This is a genomic window from Bradyrhizobium sp. USDA 4502 (assembly GCF_054063355.1).
This window is the reverse complement of sequence record NZ_JBSSGF010000001.1, coordinates 3,179,285-3,197,368: the sequence shown is the minus strand read 5'-3', so window position 1 is coordinate 3,197,368 and position 18,084 is coordinate 3,179,285. Positions and strand designations below refer to the sequence as shown.

General features: G+C 64.9%; 16 protein-coding genes, 1 pseudogene and 1 riboswitch. Of the genes and pseudogenes, 6 read left to right on the top strand and 11 right to left on the bottom strand.

Annotated features, from left to right (window positions below; translation table 11 throughout):
* Positions 1–82: 82 nt before the first annotated feature.
* Positions 83–742: an SRPBCC family protein gene (locus tag ACVW1B_RS14620; RefSeq protein WP_456821709.1), complete on the top strand. Its 660-nt coding sequence runs from the start codon at positions 83–85 to the stop codon at positions 740–742.
* Positions 743–841: 99 nt separating this feature from the next.
* The gene (locus ACVW1B_RS14615) at positions 842–1,204 is read left to right on the top strand and encodes an ArsR/SmtB family transcription factor (protein WP_456821708.1); all 363 of its coding nucleotides are present in this window, start codon (positions 842–844) and stop codon (positions 1,202–1,204) included.
* A 34-nt stretch (positions 1,205–1,238) separates the two neighbouring features.
* On the opposite strand, the gene gltA is transcribed toward ACVW1B_RS14615, so the two are convergent.
* Both gltA and gltX read right to left on the bottom strand, forming a co-directional pair.
* A complete protein-coding gene (gene gltA, locus ACVW1B_RS14610) occupies positions 1,239–2,540 on the bottom strand; it encodes a citrate synthase (protein ID WP_225647497.1) in 1,302 nt (433 codons plus the stop codon).
* A gap of 160 nt (positions 2,541–2,700) precedes the next feature.
* A complete protein-coding gene (gltX, locus tag ACVW1B_RS14605) occupies positions 2,701–4,122 on the bottom strand; it encodes a glutamate--tRNA ligase (RefSeq protein ID WP_456821707.1) in 1,422 nt (473 codons plus the stop codon).
* 177 nt (positions 4,123–4,299) lie between these two features.
* On the opposite strand from gltX, the gene ACVW1B_RS14600 reads away from it, so the two are divergent.
* From ACVW1B_RS14600 to ACVW1B_RS14590, 3 genes are all read left to right on the top strand, one after another.
* Positions 4,300–5,979, top strand: a complete 1,680-nt coding sequence (locus tag ACVW1B_RS14600; protein ID WP_456821706.1) for a glutamine--tRNA ligase/YqeY domain fusion protein — start codon at positions 4,300–4,302, stop codon at positions 5,977–5,979.
* 44 nt (positions 5,980–6,023) lie between these two features.
* Positions 6,024–6,410, top strand: a complete 387-nt coding sequence (locus ACVW1B_RS14595) for a YybH family protein (RefSeq protein WP_253608487.1) — start codon at positions 6,024–6,026, stop codon at positions 6,408–6,410.
* Between the two features lie 288 nt (positions 6,411–6,698).
* Entirely contained in the window at positions 6,699–7,061 is a 363-nt protein-coding gene (locus ACVW1B_RS14590; RefSeq protein WP_225647504.1) for an SPW repeat domain-containing protein, read from the top strand.
* A 313-nt stretch (positions 7,062–7,374) separates the two neighbouring features.
* On the opposite strand, the gene ACVW1B_RS14585 is transcribed toward ACVW1B_RS14590, so the two are convergent.
* The gene (locus ACVW1B_RS14585; protein ID WP_253608488.1) at positions 7,375–8,703 is read right to left on the bottom strand and encodes an MFS transporter; all 1,329 of its coding nucleotides are present in this window, start codon (positions 8,701–8,703) and stop codon (positions 7,375–7,377) included.
* A gap of 430 nt (positions 8,704–9,133) precedes the next feature.
* Between ACVW1B_RS14585 and ACVW1B_RS14580 the strand changes: the two are divergent.
* Positions 9,134–11,392, top strand: a pseudogene (locus tag ACVW1B_RS14580) (ComEC/Rec2 family competence protein).
* On the opposite strand, the gene ACVW1B_RS14575 reads toward ACVW1B_RS14580, so the two are convergent.
* From ACVW1B_RS14575 to ACVW1B_RS14540, 8 genes are all read right to left on the bottom strand, one after another.
* The gene (locus ACVW1B_RS14575; RefSeq protein ID WP_229193503.1) at positions 11,389–11,616 is read right to left on the bottom strand and encodes a hypothetical protein; all 228 of its coding nucleotides are present in this window, start codon (positions 11,614–11,616) and stop codon (positions 11,389–11,391) included. The pseudogene ACVW1B_RS14580 and the gene ACVW1B_RS14575 sit on opposite strands and share 4 nt — an antisense overlap.
* A gap of 145 nt (positions 11,617–11,761) precedes the next feature.
* The gene (locus ACVW1B_RS14570) at positions 11,762–12,190 is read right to left on the bottom strand and encodes a hypothetical protein (protein ID WP_026192810.1); all 429 of its coding nucleotides are present in this window, start codon (positions 12,188–12,190) and stop codon (positions 11,762–11,764) included.
* Between the two features lie 243 nt (positions 12,191–12,433).
* Entirely contained in the window at positions 12,434–13,138 is a 705-nt protein-coding gene (gene lexA, locus ACVW1B_RS14565) for a transcriptional repressor LexA (protein ID WP_016841600.1), read from the bottom strand.
* A 243-nt stretch (positions 13,139–13,381) separates the two neighbouring features.
* On the bottom strand, positions 13,382–14,593 hold the full coding sequence (locus tag ACVW1B_RS14560) for a molybdopterin molybdotransferase MoeA (RefSeq protein WP_253608489.1): 1,212 nt from the start codon (positions 14,591–14,593) through the stop codon (positions 13,382–13,384).
* Positions 14,594–14,619: 26 nt separating this feature from the next.
* On the bottom strand, positions 14,620–15,246 hold the full coding sequence (locus ACVW1B_RS14555) for an HAD family hydrolase (RefSeq protein ID WP_229162852.1): 627 nt from the start codon (positions 15,244–15,246) through the stop codon (positions 14,620–14,622).
* Positions 15,247–15,699: 453 nt separating this feature from the next.
* Positions 15,700–15,855: a hypothetical protein gene (locus ACVW1B_RS14550; RefSeq protein WP_168855882.1), complete on the bottom strand. Its 156-nt coding sequence runs from the start codon at positions 15,853–15,855 to the stop codon at positions 15,700–15,702.
* An 87-nt stretch (positions 15,856–15,942) separates the two neighbouring features.
* Positions 15,943–17,214: a serine hydroxymethyltransferase gene (locus ACVW1B_RS14545; protein ID WP_456821705.1), complete on the bottom strand. Its 1,272-nt coding sequence runs from the start codon at positions 17,212–17,214 to the stop codon at positions 15,943–15,945.
* A gap of 36 nt (positions 17,215–17,250) precedes the next feature.
* Positions 17,251–17,336, bottom strand: a riboswitch (ZMP/ZTP riboswitch).
* Positions 17,337–17,625: 289 nt separating this feature from the next.
* Positions 17,626–18,072 carry a YybH family protein gene (locus ACVW1B_RS14540; protein WP_028334032.1) on the bottom strand — a complete coding sequence of 149 codons (447 nt, stop codon included), beginning with the start codon at positions 18,070–18,072 and terminating at the stop codon, positions 17,626–17,628.
* Positions 18,073–18,084: the final 12 nt, after the last annotated feature.

Genomic DNA, 18,084 nt, shown 5'->3' with positions numbered 1-18,084 from the left:
TCCCGCCGCGACGATCCCGCTTGCGCCAGATATTTAGACCGTACTAATATTAGCAATAGCTAATATTAGTACGGAGCCTGCCATGAAGATCGACCCGGTCGCCTATGTCGAAGCCGTCGTTCGCGAAGTCGCGTTCCGGGAACGCGACGGCAAGCCGGCGCGGGCGGTGATCGCGACCCGCAGCTACGACACCGACATCGCCGATCTCTGGGATGTGCTGACCAACCCCGAACGTATTCCGCGCTGGTTCCTGCCGATCTCGGGCGACCTGAGGCTTGGCGGCCGCTATCAGTTCCAGGGCCATGCGGGCGGCGAGATCACGGCGTGTGAGCCGCCGCGCCGGCTTGCCGTCACGTGGGAGTCCATGGGCACGGTCAGCTGGGTTACCGTGACGCTGGCCGAGAACGGTCCGGACGCCACGCGCCTGGAATTGGAACACCTCTCGGTGATCGAGGGCGACTTCTGGGGCCGCTACGGGGCCGGTGCGGTCGGCGTCGGCTGGGATCTCGCGCTGCTAGGGCTCGCGCTCTATCTGGCCATGCCGCCCGGCGAGCAATTCGACCGCGCCGCCGCGTCCGCCTGGCCAGCCACCGACGACGGCAAGGAATTCATCCGCCGCGCCAGCGAGGACTGGTGCAGCGCCTCGATCGCGGCGGGCACCGAGGAGGCTGCGGCGCGCAGATCGGCCGCAAACACCACGGCGGCCTATTGCGGCGAGCCGGAGCCGGGGAGCGGAGGCTAGAGCATGATCCGGAAAAGTGTGAAGCGGTTTTCCCTCGCGACAAACGCGAAGCGTTTGCGCGGAGATCATGCTCAAACGAAGGGCTAAAGCGGGATGACGATGCAGTCTCATCGCGCTTTAGCGACCTTGCACGCCTTCGACATCCTCGGCGATCCCGTCCGCCGGCGCATCCTGGAACTGCTTGCGACCGGCGAGCACAGTTCGGGCGACGTCGTTGCGGTCGTGCAGCGCGAGTTCGGCATCACCCAGTCGGCGGTGTCGCAGCAGCTGCGGATCTTGCGGGACGCCGGTTTCGCGTCGGTGCGCGCCGAGGGCACGCGCCGCATCTATGCGGTCGAGCCGGCGCGGCTGCGCGAGGTCGACGACTGGCTCGACCGGTTCAGGGCGTTCTGGCTGCCGCGCCTTGACGCGATCGCGACCGAAGTTGCGCGGGGCAAACGAAAACGGCGCCATCAGGAATGATGGCGCCGTCCCGGATTCTCTTCAGCGATGCAGCTTACTTGCGCTTGTCGATCTGCACATAGTCGCGGCGCGCGACGCCGGTGTAGAGCTGGCGCGGACGGCCGATCTTCTGCTGCGGGTCCTCGATCATCTCGCTCCACTGGCTGATCCAGCCGACGGTGCGGGCGACCGCGAACAGCACGGTGAACATCGAGACCGGGAAGCCCATCGCCTTCAGCGTGATGCCCGAATAGAAGTCGACGTTCGGGTAGAGCTTGCGATCGATGAAGTAGGGATCGCTGAGCGCGATCTTCTCGAGCTCCATCGCGACCTTTAGCATCGGATCGTCGCCGTGGCCGGTCTCCTTCAGCACCGCGTGACACATCTTCTGCATGATCTTTGCGCGCGGATCGTAGTTCTTGTAGACGCGGTGGCCGAAGCCCATCAGGCGAACTTCGCTGTTCTTGTCCTTCACCTTGGCGATGAAGTCCGGAATGTTTTCGACCTTGCCGATGTCGTAGAGCATGTTGAGCGCGGCCTCGTTGGCGCCGCCATGCGCCGGGCCCCACAGGCAGGCGATGCCGGCCGCGATGCAGGCGAACGGGTTGGCGCCCGAGGAGCCGGCGATGCGCACCGTCGAGGTCGAGGCGTTCTGCTCGTGGTCGGCGTGCAGGATGAAGATCTTGTCGAGCGCGTCGGCGAGCACCGGGTTGATCTTGTAGTCCTCGCAGGGCACCGCGAAGCACATGTTGAGGAAGTTCTCGGCAAACGAGAGCGAGTTCTTCGGATACACGAAGGGCTGGCCGACGGTGTACTTGTAGGCCATCGCCGCCAGCGTCGGCACCTTCGCGATCATGCGCATCGAGGCGATCATGCGCTGGCGCGGATCGTTGATGTCGGTGGAGTCGTGATAGAACGCGGCCAGTGCGCCGACCGCGGCGACCATGATCGCCATCGGATGAGCGTCGCGGCGGAAGCCCTGGAAGAACCGCGCCATCTGCTCATGCACCATCGTGTGATGGATCACGCGATGGTCGAAGTCCTTCTTCTGCGCCGGGGTCGGAAGATCCCCGTACAGCAGCAGGTAGCAGGTCTCGAGGAAGTCGCCGTGCTCGGCGAGCTGCTCGATCGGATAGCCGCGGTATTCGAGCACGCCGGCGTCGCCGTCGATGTAGGTGATCTTCGACTGGCAGCTGCCGGTCGAGGTGAAGCCGGGGTCGTAGGTGAACACCCCGGCCTGGCCGTAGAGCTTGGCGATGTCGATGACATCAGGCCCAACCGTGCCGCTCAGGATCGGGAAATCGTAGTTCTTGTTGCCGATGGTGAGTGTGGCTGTCTTGCTGGATTTTGCGTCCATCGTGATATCCCCGATGAATTCGTTGCGAAAACCGACCTTGCCCAGTCGCTAAATTGCGGCCCGTGGCGGGGCGGAACGGCTTGTGGAGAAAGCGTCCGGGATTGGGTAGCTCATTGCCATGTGCGCTGCAAGATGGACCCTGGAGGGGGTCCATGCAGGATCACGCCGCCTGATCGGCGAGACGGGCAAGGCACTCCTGGCGTCCCAGCACGGCCAGCACGTCGAATATGCCCGGCGACGTCGTACGCCCCGTCAGCGCCACCCGCAGCGGCTGGGCGACGGCGCCGAGTTTCAGGTTGCTCTGCTCGGCGAAATTCCGCATCGCGGTCTCGGTGGTTTCCGCCGTCCAGTCGTTGACGGCTTCCAGCGCGGTGCGCAGGCGGCCGATCAACGCGCGCGTTTCCGGCGTCAGCAGCGCCACAGCTTTCGGATCGAGCGCGAGCGGACGATCGGCGAAGATGAAGTAGGCGCCCGCGATCAGCTCGATCAGCGTCTTGGCGCGCTCCTTCAGGCTCGGCATCGCCCGCAGCAATTGCGCGCGTGTGGTGTCGTTGAGCTTGGCCTTCAGCGCGGCGCCCTCGGGAACATAATCCAGCACGCTCTCGAACTGGGTCACGAGGGATTGATCGTCGCTCTGCCGGATATAGTGACCGTTGAGGTTTTCCAGCTTGGCGAAATCGAACCGCGCCGCAGAGCGGCCGATGCCCGAGAGGTCGAACGCGTCGATCATCTCCTGGGTCGAGAAGATCTCCTGATCGCCATGGCTCCAGCCGAGCCGGACGAGGTAGTTGCGCAAGGCGGCCGGCAGGTAGCCGAGGGCGCGGTAGGCGTCGACGCCGAGCGCGCCATGGCGCTTCGACAGTTTCGAGCCGTCGGGACCGTGGATCAGCGGAATGTGGGACATGCTCGGCAGTTCCCACTCCAGCGCGTCGTAGATCTGCTTCTGGCGCGCGGCGTTGATCAGGTGGTCGTCGCCACGGATGATGTGAGTGACGCCCATATCGTGGTCGTCGACCACGACCGCGAGCATGTAGGTCGGGGTGCCGTCGCCGCGCAGCAGGACGAGGTCGTCGAGGTTCTCGTTCTGCCAGACCACGCGGCCCTGCACCTGGTCCTCGATCACGGTTTCGCCGGTCTGCGGCGCCTTGAGGCGGATCGTCGGCTTGATGCCGGCGGGCGCGGTGGCCGGATCGCGGTCGCGCCACATGCCGTCATAGAGGCGGGTGCGGCCCTCGGCGCGCGCCTTCTCGCGCATCGCGGTGAGCTCTTCCGGCGAGGCATAGCAGTAATAGGCGCGCCCGGCGGCGAGCAGGCTCTCGGCGACCTCGCGATGGCGGGCTGCGCGGCTGAACTGGTAGATGACCTCGCCGTCCCAATCGAGCTCGAGCCACTTCAGGCCGTCCAGGATGGCGTCGATCGCCTCCTTGGTCGAGCGTTCGCGGTCGGTGTCCTCGATCCGGAGCAGCATCTTGCCGCCGAGTTTCCTGGCATAGAGCCAGTTGAACAGCGCGGTGCGGGCACCTCCGATATGGAGGAAGCCGGTCGGTGAGGGGGCGAAGCGGGTAACGACGGGTTTGTTCATGATCGAGCGAGACGTATGCTGAGACGGCGGTGGTGTATATCAGGAACCGGACATAACTAAACCCCCGGCTGACCTTTTGCCCACCAAACCAGGCCTCAAACCAGACTTGAAACCAGGCTTGGCCGGACGGCACGAATTTGGCAGAAGGTTGAGCCGACTCCTCCAGGGAACCCTTTGATGACGACTGATACGACGGCAGAGGCAGGGCGCGACTTCATCCGCGACATCGTCCAGGCCGATCTCTCCTCCCACAAGCACAACCGGATCGTGACCCGTTTTCCGCCGGAGCCGAACGGCTACCTGCATATCGGCCACGCCAAGTCGATCGCCCTGAATTTCGGCATCGCGCAGGAGTTCGGCGGCCAGTGCAATTTGCGCTTCGACGACACCAATCCGACCAAGGAGGAGCAGGAGTACATCGACTCCATCCAGGCCGACGTCCATTGGCTCGGCTATGACTGGGGAGCCAACCTGTTCTATGCGTCGGACTATTTCGAGCGCCTGTACGATTGGGCCGAGGGTCTGATCAAGGCCGGCTATGCCTATGTCGACGATCAGTCCCAGGAGGAAATCCGGCTGTCTCGCGGCACGCTGACCGAGCCCGGCAAGAACTCGCCGTTCCGCGACCGCTCGGTCGAGGAGAACCTCGATCTGTTCCGCCGCATGAAGGCCGGTGAGTTCTCGAACGGCGCCCGCGTGCTGCGCGCCAAGATCGACATGGCCGCCGGCAACATCAATCTGCGCGATCCGGTGCTCTACCGCATTCTGCACGCCCATCATCCGCGCACCGGGGAAAAGTGGTCGATCTATCCGAGCTACGACTACGCGCACGGCCAGTCGGACGCGATCGAGGGCATCACCCATTCAATCTGTACGCTGGAGTTCGAGGATCACCGCCCGCTCTATGAGTGGCTGCTCGACAAGCTGCCGGTGCCCTCGAAGCCGCGCCAGTACGAAATGGCACGGCTGAACCTGACCTATACGCTGCTGTCCAAGCGCGTGCTGACCCAGCTCGTCCGTGACGGCCACGTCTCGGGCTGGGACGATCCGCGCATGCCGACCATTGCCGGCTTGAAGCGGCGCGGCGTGCCGCCGGCCGCGGTGCGCGAATTCATCAAGCGCATCGGCGTCGCCAAGGCCAACAGCGTGGTCGATGTCGGCATGCTCGAATTCTGCATCCGCGAGGAGCTGAACCGCACGGCGCTGCGCCGGATGGCGGTGCTGCGGCCGCTCAAGGTGGTGATCGAGAATTATCCGGAAGGGCAGGTCGAGCAGATCGAGGCGATCAACCATCCCGACAATCCGGAAGCCGGCACCCGCAAGATCGCGTTCGGACGCGAGCTCTATATCGAGCGCGACGACTTCATGGAGAATCCGCCGAAGAAATTCTACCGCCTCTCGCCCGGCAACGAGGTGCGGCTGCGCTACGCCTACTTCATCAAGTGCACCGGCGTGGTGAAGAACGACGCCGGCGAGATCGTCGAACTCCGCGCGACCTACGATCCCTTGACCAAGGGCGGCAATGCGCCCGACGGCCGCAAGGTCAAGGCGACGATGCACTGGTTGCCGGCGGCGCAGTCGAAGCCGGCGGAGATCCGCATCTACAACCAGCTGTTCGCCAATCCGAGCCCGAACGCGGCCGATTTCGCCGCCGACCTCAATCCGCAGTCGCTCGAAGTGCTGAAGGATGCGCGCGTCGAGCCGGCGATCGCCGAGAGCAATTCACCCGATCCGGTGCAATTCGAGCGGCAGGGCTATTTCGTGCGCGACGCGGATTCGACGCCGGACCGGCTGGTGTTCAACCGCACCATCGGCCTGCGCGACACCTTCGCCAAGGAAGTCGGCGGCAAGGGCTAGCCGAGAGGAAGCGCGTCCCGCGCGGACAAGCGGACGGGGGATCGATGCCTGATGAATCCGACGAGATCGTCTCCGCCATCATCGCCAGATGGTCGGCGGGTTTCAGCAGGCTCGATGCGAATGCGTTAAGCGCGCTCTATTCGAAGAGCGCGTTCTTCTTCGGCTCGAACCCGACGCTGTATCGCGGCCGCGACGGCGTCAAAGCCTACTTTGACGGTCTGCCGCGCTGGCACGCGCCGCGCGTTCAGTTCAGCGATGTCAGGGCAGAGCGGGTCAACGCCGATCTCGTCAACATGGCGGGCATCGCGTCATTCGTCCTCGACGGAGATGCGCCCTCGCTCGCCGTCAAGATCACCTGGGTGATCGCGCGCGAGGACGGCGACTGGAAGATCGTCTGCCACCACGTCTCGTCGCAGACGCCGCTGATCTAGGCTCAGCGCTGGAGCTGACGAAAAAAGTCGAGGGCCGGCCGGGCCCTCGTAGTCAGGGAGGGTGCGCGGGGCCGGGCGCCTCGCGGCTGCACCCAACTCGCAGGCTATCCGGATCGCGCTGCATTGCGAGGAGGGACCAAGGTCGTAGGCTGCGGAGCGCGGCTTCGGGGCGCCCGGACGGCAGCATGGTCGTCGGCTCGCGGATCAGCAGCGGCAACACATCGCAGGTCGGACAGATGCTTTTTTGTCCGCGCCGCACCATATCTTCGGAAGAAGGAGGTGAGGATCATGCGCATTCAACACTGGCAGGATGCTGCCAGCCTGTTGGTAGGCGCCTGGCTGGTCGCATCGCCGTTTGCACTGGGCTTTTCCGGGGCAGCTCTCTGGATCTCCATCGCGCTCGGATTGGGCGTCGTGCTGTTCGCCCTGGAGGCATTCATCATTCCGTCCTATCTGGAGGAATGGGGCGAGATGCTGATGGGGTTGGCTCTGGTGGTCGCACCCTGGACGTTCAACTACCAGCAGGGATCGGTCACGACGAGCAGCGTGCTCGCCGGGGTCGCGGTGATCGTGCTCGCGTGCTGGGAGCTGACGATGGATCGTGATTTCGCCACCTGGTGGCACGATCGCTGGCATCACCGAGCTGGCTGAGAGGAAGCTGACTGAGACGTTGGCCTGACCGCCAACCAAAGGCGGCCGGAGCGGGGATTTGCGTGGCGCGGGATCCCCTCTGCCGCCCGATGCAGGTTCTACAGAGACATCACGCCAGAGACGGCGGGTACGGGACGGATTCAGAAGCGTCGTCCCGCGCTCGCTGGACCGCAGCATGGCGCCAGGGTGAGAGCGGTTTCGACTGGCGTGGATAGCGGCTCGCGTAAGGAAAACGCGTCGAGACAAGCTTCTAGAGCTCCGTTCCGATCCCGTCGGAACGGAGCTCTAGTCGCCCGTCAGCATGGTGACTCCCTCACGATGCGGCTTTCGCCTCGATCTGCTCCCAAATTCTGGTCTTGCGTGTCTCGGGCATGATGAAGACGGCGATCACGAAGCACACCGCGGGAACGACAATCGGGTAGATCAACGCGTAGCCGATGCTGCCGGTCGCCGCGAAGGCGGCCGATGTGATGAACGGCACCAATCCGCCGCCCCAACCATTGCCGATATGATACGGCACCGAGACCGAGGTGTACCTGATCCTGGCCGGGAAAAACTCCGCCAGGAACGCGCCGACCGGCCCGTACACCATCCCGACATAGCAGACGAGGATGAAGATGATGAAGACGGCGACCGGATAGTTGATGTGTCCCGGCTGCGTGACCATGCCGAGCCACAGATACAGCGGATAGTAGGTGATCGCGGCAAGCAGCATTCCTCCGAGGATCACGGACTTGCGGCCGATCTGATCCGACAGCCAACCAAAGAAGATCAGGCTCGGCGTTGCGATCAACAATGCGGCCCCCACGATGTAGGCCGAGGTAACCGCATCGACCTTGGAGACCTGCTGCAGGAAGTACAGTGCCCAGAATTGACCACTGTACCAGACCACGCCCTGTCCAATCAGGACGACGATGGCGATCAGGATGTACTTGATGTTGGCGCTGAGGAAAGCTTCCCGCCAGGGATTCCTGGTCATCTGTCCCTGTGCCTTGATCTCCTGGAAAATCGGTGTCTCCTGGAGCTGCAGGCGGATGTAGATGGCGATGGCCACCAGCAGGAACGAGACCAGGAACGGGACGCGCCACGCCCATTCGTCAAAGGCCTGATTGCCGGCCCAGGTTCGGGTCAGAACGATCACCGCCAGCGACACCACGATCCCCAGCGTCGGCGAGGTTTGTAGCCAGCCCGTGTAGTAGCCGCGGCTGTCGTCCGGAACATGCTCGGCGACGTAAGTGATGGCGCCGCCATACTCGCCGCCCAGGCACAGACCCTGGATCATCCGCAAACCGAACAGAATGAATGCGGCCGTCAGGCCGATCGACTGATAAGTTGGGATCAGTCCGATCGCTCCCGTTCCTAGGCCCATTCCGCTCAGCGTAATGAGGAATGTATATTTGCGGCCGACCCGATCGCCCATCCATCCGAACAGGAAGGCCCCCAGCGGGCGGATCAGGAATCCCGCAGTGAACAGCGCGATCGTGCTCAGCAGGGCTGCGACAGGGTGGGATTGCTCAAAGAACTTGACCGAAAGAACCGCGGCCAGGCTGCCAAAAATATAAAAGTCGTACCATTCAATGATGTTTCCCACTGACGCAGCGACAATCACGCGGCGAAAATCGCTTGGTACTTGAATTGCCATGTGCTGCTCCTCTCAAAAGCAAACGCTACTCCTCGCGTTTTTCAGCGATCTATCCGCTCGCGGAGTGCGCGTGGTGCGCGGCGTTACAGGCGAGATTTGCGCGTTCGTCCGCAACGCCTGATCTCAGGGGAGTTGTGGCCACCTGAGAGGAGCTCCAGCGGCCTTCAAGTGCCGCGAGCCGTCACTGCCTCATCCCCGTCTCTTTGGGAGTGGAGGCATCGGAACAGTCTATTCCTAATGTGATCGGTATCTTAGTGAGACTTTCGGCTCGATCGATTTGACGCAGGCGGCAGCCGTGGCCCGGCGCGAGCTAGGCAAGGCGCGACGATCCAGGTACCCGGGCGTTGCCGGTCCGTATTCTGCATCCGTTCCGCTAGTCGGGTGACGGGGCCATCCGCTAGCCTGCCGCCCGGCAGGGATCGCAAGCGGAATGGCGGAGCAGGGCACGACGCCGGGCGGCAAACGCGGCTACGCGGGGACGTGGCCGCCGCGCACGGCTGCGCCGGTCGGCGGCTTTCTCCCGGCGCGCGCCGGCATCTGGAAGCCTCTCGTCGAGACAGTGCGGCAATCGGCGCGCGCGGAGGCGGGGGCGGGCCGCCTGTTGCCCTGGGTGCCGGTGGCGTTCGGCACCCGCATCGCGTTCTATTTCGCGGCCGAGCACGAGCCGGTGCTGTCGGTCGCGGCCACCGTCGCAATCCTGCTCTGCCTGCTGGCGCTGCTGCTGCGGCGGCGCAGCGTGTTTCCCGTTATCGTGATGCTGGCCGCGGTCGCCGCGGGCCTTGCGACGGCGACCTGGAAGACGGCGCGCGTCGCTCACACGGTGCTGGCGCGACCGATGTTCTCGGTGGCGCTGACCGGCTTCGTCGAGACGCGCGACATCCGCGAGTTTCGATGGAGAGCCCGCGCGACATGACGAAGCTCAATCGGGTCCGGCTCTCGGTGAAGAAGGGCACCGCGCCCGATGTCGGCAGCTTCGTTGAGTTGAAGGCGCGGCTGTTGCCGCCGCTCGGGCCGCAGCGCCCGGGCTCCTATGATTTCGGCCGTGACCTGTATTTCCAGGGCATCGGCGCCTCCGGCTTCGTGATGGGCGCCGTCAAGACCAGGGAGCCGCCTGCGACCGGCGGCTTTGCGCTGCGCTACGCCGCCTTCATGCAGGGCCTGCGCGACGCCATCGACGCGCGGATTCGCACCACGCTCGACGGCGACCAGCGCGCGATCGCAACCGCCTTGCTCACCGGCCGGCGCGATGCGATCTCGACGCCGGTCAACGATGCGATGTTCATCTCGGGGCTCGGCCATGTGCTGTCGATCTCCGGCTACCACATGGCCGTGGTCGCCGGCGTCGTGTTCTTCGCGGTGCGCGCGCTGCTCGCGCTGTTTCCGGCGCTGACGGCGGGGCATCCGATCAAGAAATGGGCCGCGGCGGCCGCGCTGGTCGCCGCGGCGTTCTATCTGTTGCTGTCGGGCGCGGAGGTCGCGACGCAACGGTCGTTCTTCATGACCGCCGTGGTGCTGCTCGCCGTGATCGTCGACCGCCGCGCGATCACCTTCCGGACGCTGGCGGTGGCGGCGCTGATCGTGCTCGCGATCGCGCCGGAGGCGCTGGTGCATCCCAGTTTCCAGATGTCGTTCGCCGCGACGCTCGGGCTGGTGGCGCTGGTGCAGATCGGGCTGCCGAACCTGCTGGCGTCGCCCGACCATTCGGCGACCGCGCGCGTCGCGCTGTGGGGCGGGCGCGAGCTCACGATGCCTGATGCTGGCCTCGCTGGTGGCGGGGCTGGCGACGACGCCCTATGCCGCATTCCATTTCCACCGCGTGACGCCCTACGGGCTGCTTGCGAACCTTGCGGCGATGCCTGTCGTCTCGGCGGTCGTGATGCCGGCCGGCCTGCTCGGGCTCGTCGCCATGCCGGTCGGCTTCGACGGACTGTTCTGGGCGATCATGGGTCTTGGCATCGACTGGATGATCCTGGTGACGCAATGGGTCGCCGCACTCCCGGGCGCGGTCGGCCGCATGGCGGCGTTCGGCATCGGGCCGCTGATCGCAGCGAGCGCCGGCATCATCCTGCTCGGGCTGCTGCGCACGCCGCTGCGCTGGTCAGGCGCGGTGCTGCTGCTGGTGGCCTCGGTCTGGGCGCTCAGGGTGCCGCAGCCGGACGTGCTGATCTCGGGCGACGGCCGCAACGTCGCGGTGCGTGGCGGTGACGGGTGGCTGCATCTGATGCACAGCGCCAAGGATGCATTTTTGGTCAAGGAGTGGCTGGCGGCGGACGCCGACGCGCGCACCGCCACCGATGCGTCGCTCGGCGAGGGCGTCTCGTGCGATGCCGGCGGCTGCGTGACCCAGGGACCCGGCGGCGTCTTCGTCGCGCTGGCGACCCGGCCGGAGGCGCTGGCGGACGACTGCGAGCGCGCAGCCCTGATCGTGACGGCGCGGCCGGCGCCGCAGGGCTGCGCGGCATCGGTGATCGATGCCGAGCGGCTGCGCCGCCACGGCGCGCTGGTGCTGCGAAGGATCAGGGACGGCTACGCCGTCGATGCGGTCAAGCCCGGCGGGATCGACCGGCCGTGGTCGCCGGCGGTTCCCGGCGACGGCGAGAGCGAAACGACGCTGCGCGCGCCCGCCGCCGCGCCGCGGCCTGCGGTGGATGCGACGCCGGCCGAGACCGATCTGCAGGGCGATGATTAGCCGTGGTCCGGCGAGGGGCCGCTCGGCAGCTCGAACAGGCCGAGATGGTATTCGTCGGAGTCGGGGCCGGCGTCGGGCTTCTTGACGAGGGTGAAGGAAGCCTCGGGAAATTGCTCCCAGACTTTCAGGTCGTCGGCCGTTACCGTCAGCCAACCGAACCGGAACATGTAGCGGCCCGGTTCCGTGACGCGTCCAGCCTTTTGCCATGTGACCTTATCGACCACCGCGCACGTCCTCCGTGCCCGATGATGCGCCAAGGCGCCGGCCGACGCAAATCTCCTTCTGCGCCCCGGAAGCGGGAGTCCGGGGTCGCCCGAAATTGCTTAGGTCATCCGCCGCCGAACAGCTCATTCCGCGGCGACGATGCGCTCAACCCAAAAACAGCGTTGCGAATGCGGAGGGCCGCCGCTCCACAACCTTCGGCTTCTGCTCGACCGGCGGATGCAGCGCCGGCAATTGCAGCACGCTAACGCGCTGTCCCTCGACCAGCTGGGTCACCAGCACATGGCTGCCGTCGGGGAATTCGACCGCGTCATGATGCCGATCAGGCACGTCGGGCTCGACTTCGTTGAACACGCCGACGCGATAGTTCAGCGTCTTGGTCCAGATCCAGCGGCTGTCGTAGCGAACGTTCTCGGCGAAAGCGAGCTCGGTGCCCGGCAGCATGCAGACCGCGACAGTGGGGTCATTCTCCGAAGCAAAGCCGCGGGTCGACGTGCCGCGGAACGTCGTCGTGATCAGCGTCTCTCCGACAATGGCGGGGCGCGATGCCACGGCGTGCAGACTATAGTCACACATCGGATGGCTCCTCATTTCGAGGTAGCGACCCGTGCCTCTCCTTGAGGCATTAGGGCCTCTACCAGAGTGGACGATAGCGAACGAGCGTCTGCTCGTTTCTGGGCGATTGTACGACTGGTCCGAGATCGCTCCGATCACAAACACGCGACGCTGCGCGAGAGGTATCGGAGCGCATCGGGCAGGCCGTACGCAAGGAACGATCCGACGTGTTGCTCGTTCCCGGCCGCCGCAAGTATTTGCAATTCAGTATTTGCGATAAAGGCCGATCAGCTTGCCCTGGATGCGGACCCGGTTCGGCGGCAGGATGCGCACTTCATAGGCGGTGTTGGCCGGCTCGAGCGCGATCGATGCGCCGCGGCGGCGGAAGCGCTTCAGGGTGGCTTCCTCCTCGTCGATCAGCGCCACCACGATGTCGCCGGTATTGGCGACGTCGTTGCGCTGGATCAGCGCCATGTCGCCGTCGAGGATGCCGGCATCGACCATCGAGTCGCCGCGCACCTCGAGCGCATAGTGCTCGCCGGCACCGAGCATGTCGGGCGGCACGCTGATGGTGTGGCTGCGGGTCTGCAGCGCCTCGATCGGCGTACCGGCGGCGATCCGGCCCATCACGGGGACCGCGACCGGACGGTTGCCGTCGTCCTCGGCAATCGGCGGCGTGCTGGCGCGCCGGCCGAGGGTGCCTTCGATGACGCTGGGCGTGAAGCCGCGGCGGCCGTTGCCGCCGCCGGCCGAGAGTTCGGGCAGCTTGATGACCTCGATGGCGCGGGCGCGGTTCGGCAGGCGGCGGATGAAGCCGCGCTCCTCCAGCGCAGTGATCAGGCGGTGGATACCGGACTTCGAGCGCAGGTCGAGTGCATCCTTCATCTCGTCGAAGGAGGGCGGTACGCCGGCCTCTTTCAGACGTTCATTGATGAAACGCAGTAGTTCGTACTGTTTGCGCGTGAGCATCTCGAGTATTCCCCCGGTTGATAGCGTCGTTCGATTCCGAGACTCTTCTGGTGGGGCCTGCAGGCCGGGCCTGACCTCAGGAGCATGTGCTCGATGCACCTGCTTCCACGCGGCTTCCCGATTGTAGACACCAGTACTCGAAACAAATCATGAACGGACACTATATGTTCGATATGTGTTCCGCAACCACTTAATTTCCGGTGAACGCGTCGGGCAACGCACAATCGGCGGGGCGCGAAAACCCTATTCGGGCAGTGTCAGAATCTCGCATTCGCTGCCTTCGACGGCCGCCGCTGCAAACGGCGGACGCACGAGAAGTGCCCGTGCCGCAGCGAGATTCCCGAGCAGCGACGAGTCCTGCTGCGTCACCGGCGTTGCGATCAGCGTGCCGTCCTCGCGCGCTTCGAGCCGCGCACGCAGATAGTCCTCGCGCTGGTCGTTGGCGGCGAGGTCGCGGCCGAGCAGGGCGCTCGCGCGGCGATGATGAATCACTTTCCGGCCGCTCAGCGCCCGAATCAACGGCACCAGGAACAGGAAGGCGCAGACATAGGACGACACCGGATTGCCGGGCAGACCGATCACCCGCATCGCGCCGAGCCGGCCATGCATCATCGGCTTGCCGGGCCGCATCGCAATCCGCCAGAACGCCATCTCGACGCCCTCGGCTTCCAGCGACCGCTTGACGAGATCGTGGTCGCCGACCGAGGCGCCGCCTGTCGTGATGAGGACATCGGCGCCGGCCTCGCGTGCCCGGCGGATGCCCGCCGTGGTCGCCTCTACCGTGTCGGCGGCAACGCCGAGGTCGACGGTCTCGGCGCCTTCGGCGCGCGCCAGCGCCCGCAGCGCGTAGCCGTTGGAATAGACGATCTGGCCGGGACCGGGCTGCGAGCCCGGCATCACCAGCTCGTCGCCGGTCGCCAGCACCGCGACCTTCGGGCGGCGGCGCACCGCAAGTTCCGGATAGTTCATGGCGGCCGCCAGCGACAGCGCGCGGTCGGACAGGCGGCTGCCGCCGGCGAGCAGCACCTCGCCCTCACGGAAGTCGACCCCAGCCGGGCGGATGTGCCGCCCGACGCTGGCGGCCTCCGTGATCGTGATGTGGTCGCCGTCGACGGCGGTGTCCTCCTGGATGATCACCGCGTCGGCGCCATTGGGGATCACGCCGCCGGTGAAGATCCGCACCGCCTCGCCGGCGCCGACCGTCCGCTCGAACGGCCGGCCGGCGGCGACTTCGCCGATCACCTTGAGCCGGGCCTTTAGATCAGCCGCATCGGCGGCGCGCACCGCATAGCCGTCCATCGCCGACATCGGCTGCGGCGGCTGGGTGCGGAGCGCCGCGAGGTCGTGCGCAAGCGTGCGGTGGTAGGCGGCATCGAGCGCGACCATCTCCTCCGGCAGCGGTTCGGCGCCGGCGAGGACGGCGGACAGGGCATCGGCAACCGGCATCAGGGCCACGCTCAGAGCTCCTCAATTCTTAATGTTCAAATTCCAAGTGCGGTCAAAGCCCTTGCCACGTCATCCGTCGACGTCACGTGGATAGCATGAAGGCCGCGCGCCCGCGCACCTTCGATATTGGCGGCCAGGTCGTCGAAGAACAGGATCCGCGACGCCGGCACGCCGATGGCTTTTACCACATGATCGTAGGCCTCGGCGTCGGGTTTGCGGAAGCCGATGCTCGAGGACAGGAAGACGTTGCGGAAATGGCTGAGCAGCTCGGCATGGGTGACCGAGAAATGCGCGACATGGGCCGGATTGGTGTTGGAGAAGGCGTAGAGCGGCATCCGCTTGGCGGCCGCCGCGAGCAGCGGGGCGATGCCCGGCATCTCGCCGGTGAAGATCGCGTTCCAGCCTTCGAGGAACTGGGCGTCCGTGATGTTGATGCCGAGCGTCCGGCGCAGATTCTCGAAGAATGCCGCGTCGTCGATCCGGCCGATCTCGTGATGCTTGAAACTGTCGTCGACGACAAAGCGCGTGGCGAGCTCGGCGGGCGCACAGCCGGCATGCTGCGCCCAGTGCGCCATCACCTTGTCAAAGTTGATGTCGAGCACGACGCGGCCGATATCGAACAGCAGCACGTCGACGGAGTTGGGAGAGAATTGCGAGGTCATTGCGTGAAACCGTGTACGAGAATTGCGGGCAGGCGGCAATGTCCTCGATTTCAGTGACCGGTGTGTGGATTGTGCGTGGCGTTGCATTCATCGCGAGACTGTTCCCGCGCACACCGTCGTCCCGGCGAAGGCCGGGACCCATAACCACAGGGTTGGGTTGTTGAGAGGAAGCTGTGGCCCCAGCGTCGCGCAACAATTGAGATTTGGGGTAATGGCTCCCGGCCTTCGCCGGGACGACGGCGGGTGTCGTCGCTTGTGCGTCAAACATCCGCATTCTCGCGACATGATCTGTCCGAGCCTTGCTCTTTTCACCCTATATTTTTGCTGCGGGGCTTGGCTTGCCGCGTCGGGCAACTCAGTGGCACGCACGCACGAGCTTTCAGCGCACCAAGCGACTTGATGCTTGCCGCGGCCTGACGCCCGCGGTGGCTTGGTGCCCGCCGGACGTAGCTCTCACAGCCTGGACAGTGCCAAGCCGAGGTAACCGATCAGCGCACCGGTGCTGAGAATGATGACGACGAGCGCCTGTTCCGAGCGTGCTTGCAAGGTTTTCCGGGTCACGGCGTTGGACGCTCCGTCTTCGAGATCATGCGGTCCAACGAACAGCATCAATTTCCGTTCCGGTCCTTCCCCCGGGAACCTTCACGACCTGCCGAGTGACGCGACGGGCGCGGAACAGGAACGCGGGTCGGCCGCCTACGAGGGCGGCGCGATGCCCGGAACGGGGAAAGCGCGGCACATCTCGACGCTGTTCGACCTCAGTCGCTTGACGACCGCTGCATCTCCCTTCGACCGGAGGGACTCCGCAATGAGTTCGGCGATCAGGCGCATTTCGGGCTCACCCATGCCGCGCGTGGTCGGCGCCGGCGTCCCGAGGCGAATGCCGCTCGGCTTGAGCGGCGGACGCGGATCGTCGGGAATGATCTGCTTGTTTGCGGTGATCCCGACGGCGTCGAGGATGTTCTCGGCCGCGCCGCCGTCCACGCCGACGCTGGCCACCGTATCCACAACCATCATGTGATTATCGGTTCCGCCGGTGATCAACGTTATGCCGCGTTCCATCAACGCTTCGGCCAGGACCTTCGCGTTGCGCATGACCAGTCTTGCATAGGCCTGAAAATCGGACGTCGATGCCTTCTTTAGCGTGACCGCGGTTCCGGCCACAACGTTCATGTGCGGACCTCCCTGCAGCCCCGGGAACACCGACGCGTCGATCTTGCCGGCGAACTCCCGGCGACAGAGAACGATGCCGCCGCGCGGCCCGCGAAGCGTCTTGTGCGATGTCGTCGTCATCACGTCGAAACCCGCATCGAGCGGATTGCGCAAGGCATTGCCGGCGATCAGGCCGCCGTAATGGCTGACGTCGGCCATGGTCAGTGCACCCACCTCATCGGCGATGCTCTTGAAGGACGCATAATCCAGATCGCGCGGATAAGAGCTGTAGCCGCACAGCACCAGCTTCGGGCGGACGTGCCGGGCCATGGCGCGGAGCTCATCGAAATCGATGGCGCCGCCGTTTGACGGCTGCGTCTTGTAGCGGGCGAAGTTGAAGAGCCGCCCCATGTGCGACACCGGCGCGCCATGAGTGAGATGGCCGCCGTGTGACAGGTCCATCGCCAAGATCGTATCGCCGGGCTGCAGCAGGCCGAGATACACGGCCTGGTTCATTGGCGACCCGGACAGAGGCTGAACGTTGGCATGTTCGGCGCGGAACAGCGCGCAAGCGCGCTGGCGGGCAAGGTTCTCTATCTGGTCGGTAAATTCCTGGCCGCCGTAATAGCGGCGTCCCGGATAGCCCTCGGAATACTTGTTGGTGAACACCGATCCGAGCAGCTCGAGCACCTCGGGATAGGTGTAGTTCTCCGACGGAATCAGCTCGACGCCGTCTTGCTGGCGGCGCTCTTCGCCCTCGAGCGCAAGGGCAACTTCCGAATCGTTGAGATGGAGTTCATTGCGGAATGACGGCATGGTCCGGGCTCCCTAAGACGCTGAATCATCAGCTGAACGGGTTGCCCAGGCGAACGGCGTTGGAACCCTTCGCGCTTCACCGTGGTCAATTCCACGTAAGCTCGCCAGTCGCGCGAGGGGCGAATGAGCCTGCGAAGCTCATCGCGAGCAGAAGGCTATCCAATCCCCGGCGGGCTCGCAAGGGTTGATCGCGGGCGTCGCCGCGGGCCCAGCGTTGGGCGAGATCGAACATCTGGCGACAGCCACGGCAATGGCGACCAAACCGAGGGACGTCCGGCTTACCCAATGAACCGATGTCCCGATGATCAATGCCGTCTTCGGCTGAGGGCCAACAAGGTGCATGACCATCCGTCACTTGCGGCCCGTCAGGCTTGCGGGGTGGCTGACCGTGTGGCTGTGGCACCCGCGAATCTATTCCTTGACGAAGATATGAGACTTTATCTTCCACTGCCCGTCGGGTTGGCGTTCAAGCAATCTCACGGTGCTGCCAGAAATTGGCGCCGCCTTCTCATTTACTACTAGCGTGGCCGTGAAATGCGAGGTGGTGTAGGCGTAGTTTCCCATGGGCAACACATCGAGCAGCTCAACCTTGTGATCTCTGACGCTTCTTCCCCGCCCGGCAAAGAAATTACGGATTGCCAAAGGGCCGGTGACTGGCTGCGCACCAGGCGGCATCAATCTGGCGTCAGCGGCATACAACGGTAACAGGGCATCGAAGTCTGCGTTGTTGATGGCGGCATCCCATTTGGCAGCCGCCGAGGAAAGTTCGTCGGCAGGTGGGGCTGCCCCTGCGGGACTGACGCAAGTACAAGTAAAGATCAACAACAGGGTGCATGAAAGAAGAGAAGGGCGGCTCATCTTTGCCTCCTT

Excerpts from the sequence above, each read along its gene's own strand:
- ACVW1B_RS14595 (WP_253608487.1), top strand. The coding sequence starts at position 6,024 with ATGCCTGATGAATCCGACGAGATCGTCTCCGCCATCATCGCCAGATGG.
- lexA (WP_016841600.1), bottom strand. The coding sequence starts at position 13,138 with ATGCTCACGCGCAAACAGTACGAACTACTGCGTTTCATCAATGAACGT.
- ACVW1B_RS14600 (WP_456821706.1), top strand. The coding sequence starts at position 4,300 with ATGACGACTGATACGACGGCAGAGGCAGGGCGCGACTTCATCCGCGAC.
- ACVW1B_RS14585 (WP_253608488.1), bottom strand. The coding sequence starts at position 8,703 with ATGGCAATTCAAGTACCAAGCGATTTTCGCCGCGTGATTGTCGCTGCG.
- gltA (WP_225647497.1), bottom strand. The coding sequence starts at position 2,540 with ATGGACGCAAAATCCAGCAAGACAGCCACACTCACCATCGGCAACAAG.
- ACVW1B_RS14550 (WP_168855882.1), bottom strand. The coding sequence starts at position 15,855 with ATGCTGTTCGTTGGACCGCATGATCTCGAAGACGGAGCGTCCAACGCC.
- ACVW1B_RS14570 (WP_026192810.1), bottom strand. The coding sequence starts at position 12,190 with ATGTGTGACTATAGTCTGCACGCCGTGGCATCGCGCCCCGCCATTGTC.
- ACVW1B_RS14555 (WP_229162852.1), bottom strand. The coding sequence starts at position 15,246 with ATGACCTCGCAATTCTCTCCCAACTCCGTCGACGTGCTGCTGTTCGAT.
- ACVW1B_RS14590 (WP_225647504.1), top strand. The coding sequence starts at position 6,699 with ATGCGCATTCAACACTGGCAGGATGCTGCCAGCCTGTTGGTAGGCGCC.
- gltX (WP_456821707.1), bottom strand. The coding sequence starts at position 4,122 with ATGAACAAACCCGTCGTTACCCGCTTCGCCCCCTCACCGACCGGCTTC.
- ACVW1B_RS14545 (WP_456821705.1), bottom strand. The coding sequence starts at position 17,214 with ATGCCGTCATTCCGCAATGAACTCCATCTCAACGATTCGGAAGTTGCC.
- ACVW1B_RS14540 (WP_028334032.1), bottom strand. The coding sequence starts at position 18,072 with ATGAGCCGCCCTTCTCTTCTTTCATGCACCCTGTTGTTGATCTTTACT.
- ACVW1B_RS14615 (WP_456821708.1), top strand. The coding sequence starts at position 842 with ATGCAGTCTCATCGCGCTTTAGCGACCTTGCACGCCTTCGACATCCTC.
- ACVW1B_RS14620 (WP_456821709.1), top strand. The coding sequence starts at position 83 with ATGAAGATCGACCCGGTCGCCTATGTCGAAGCCGTCGTTCGCGAAGTC.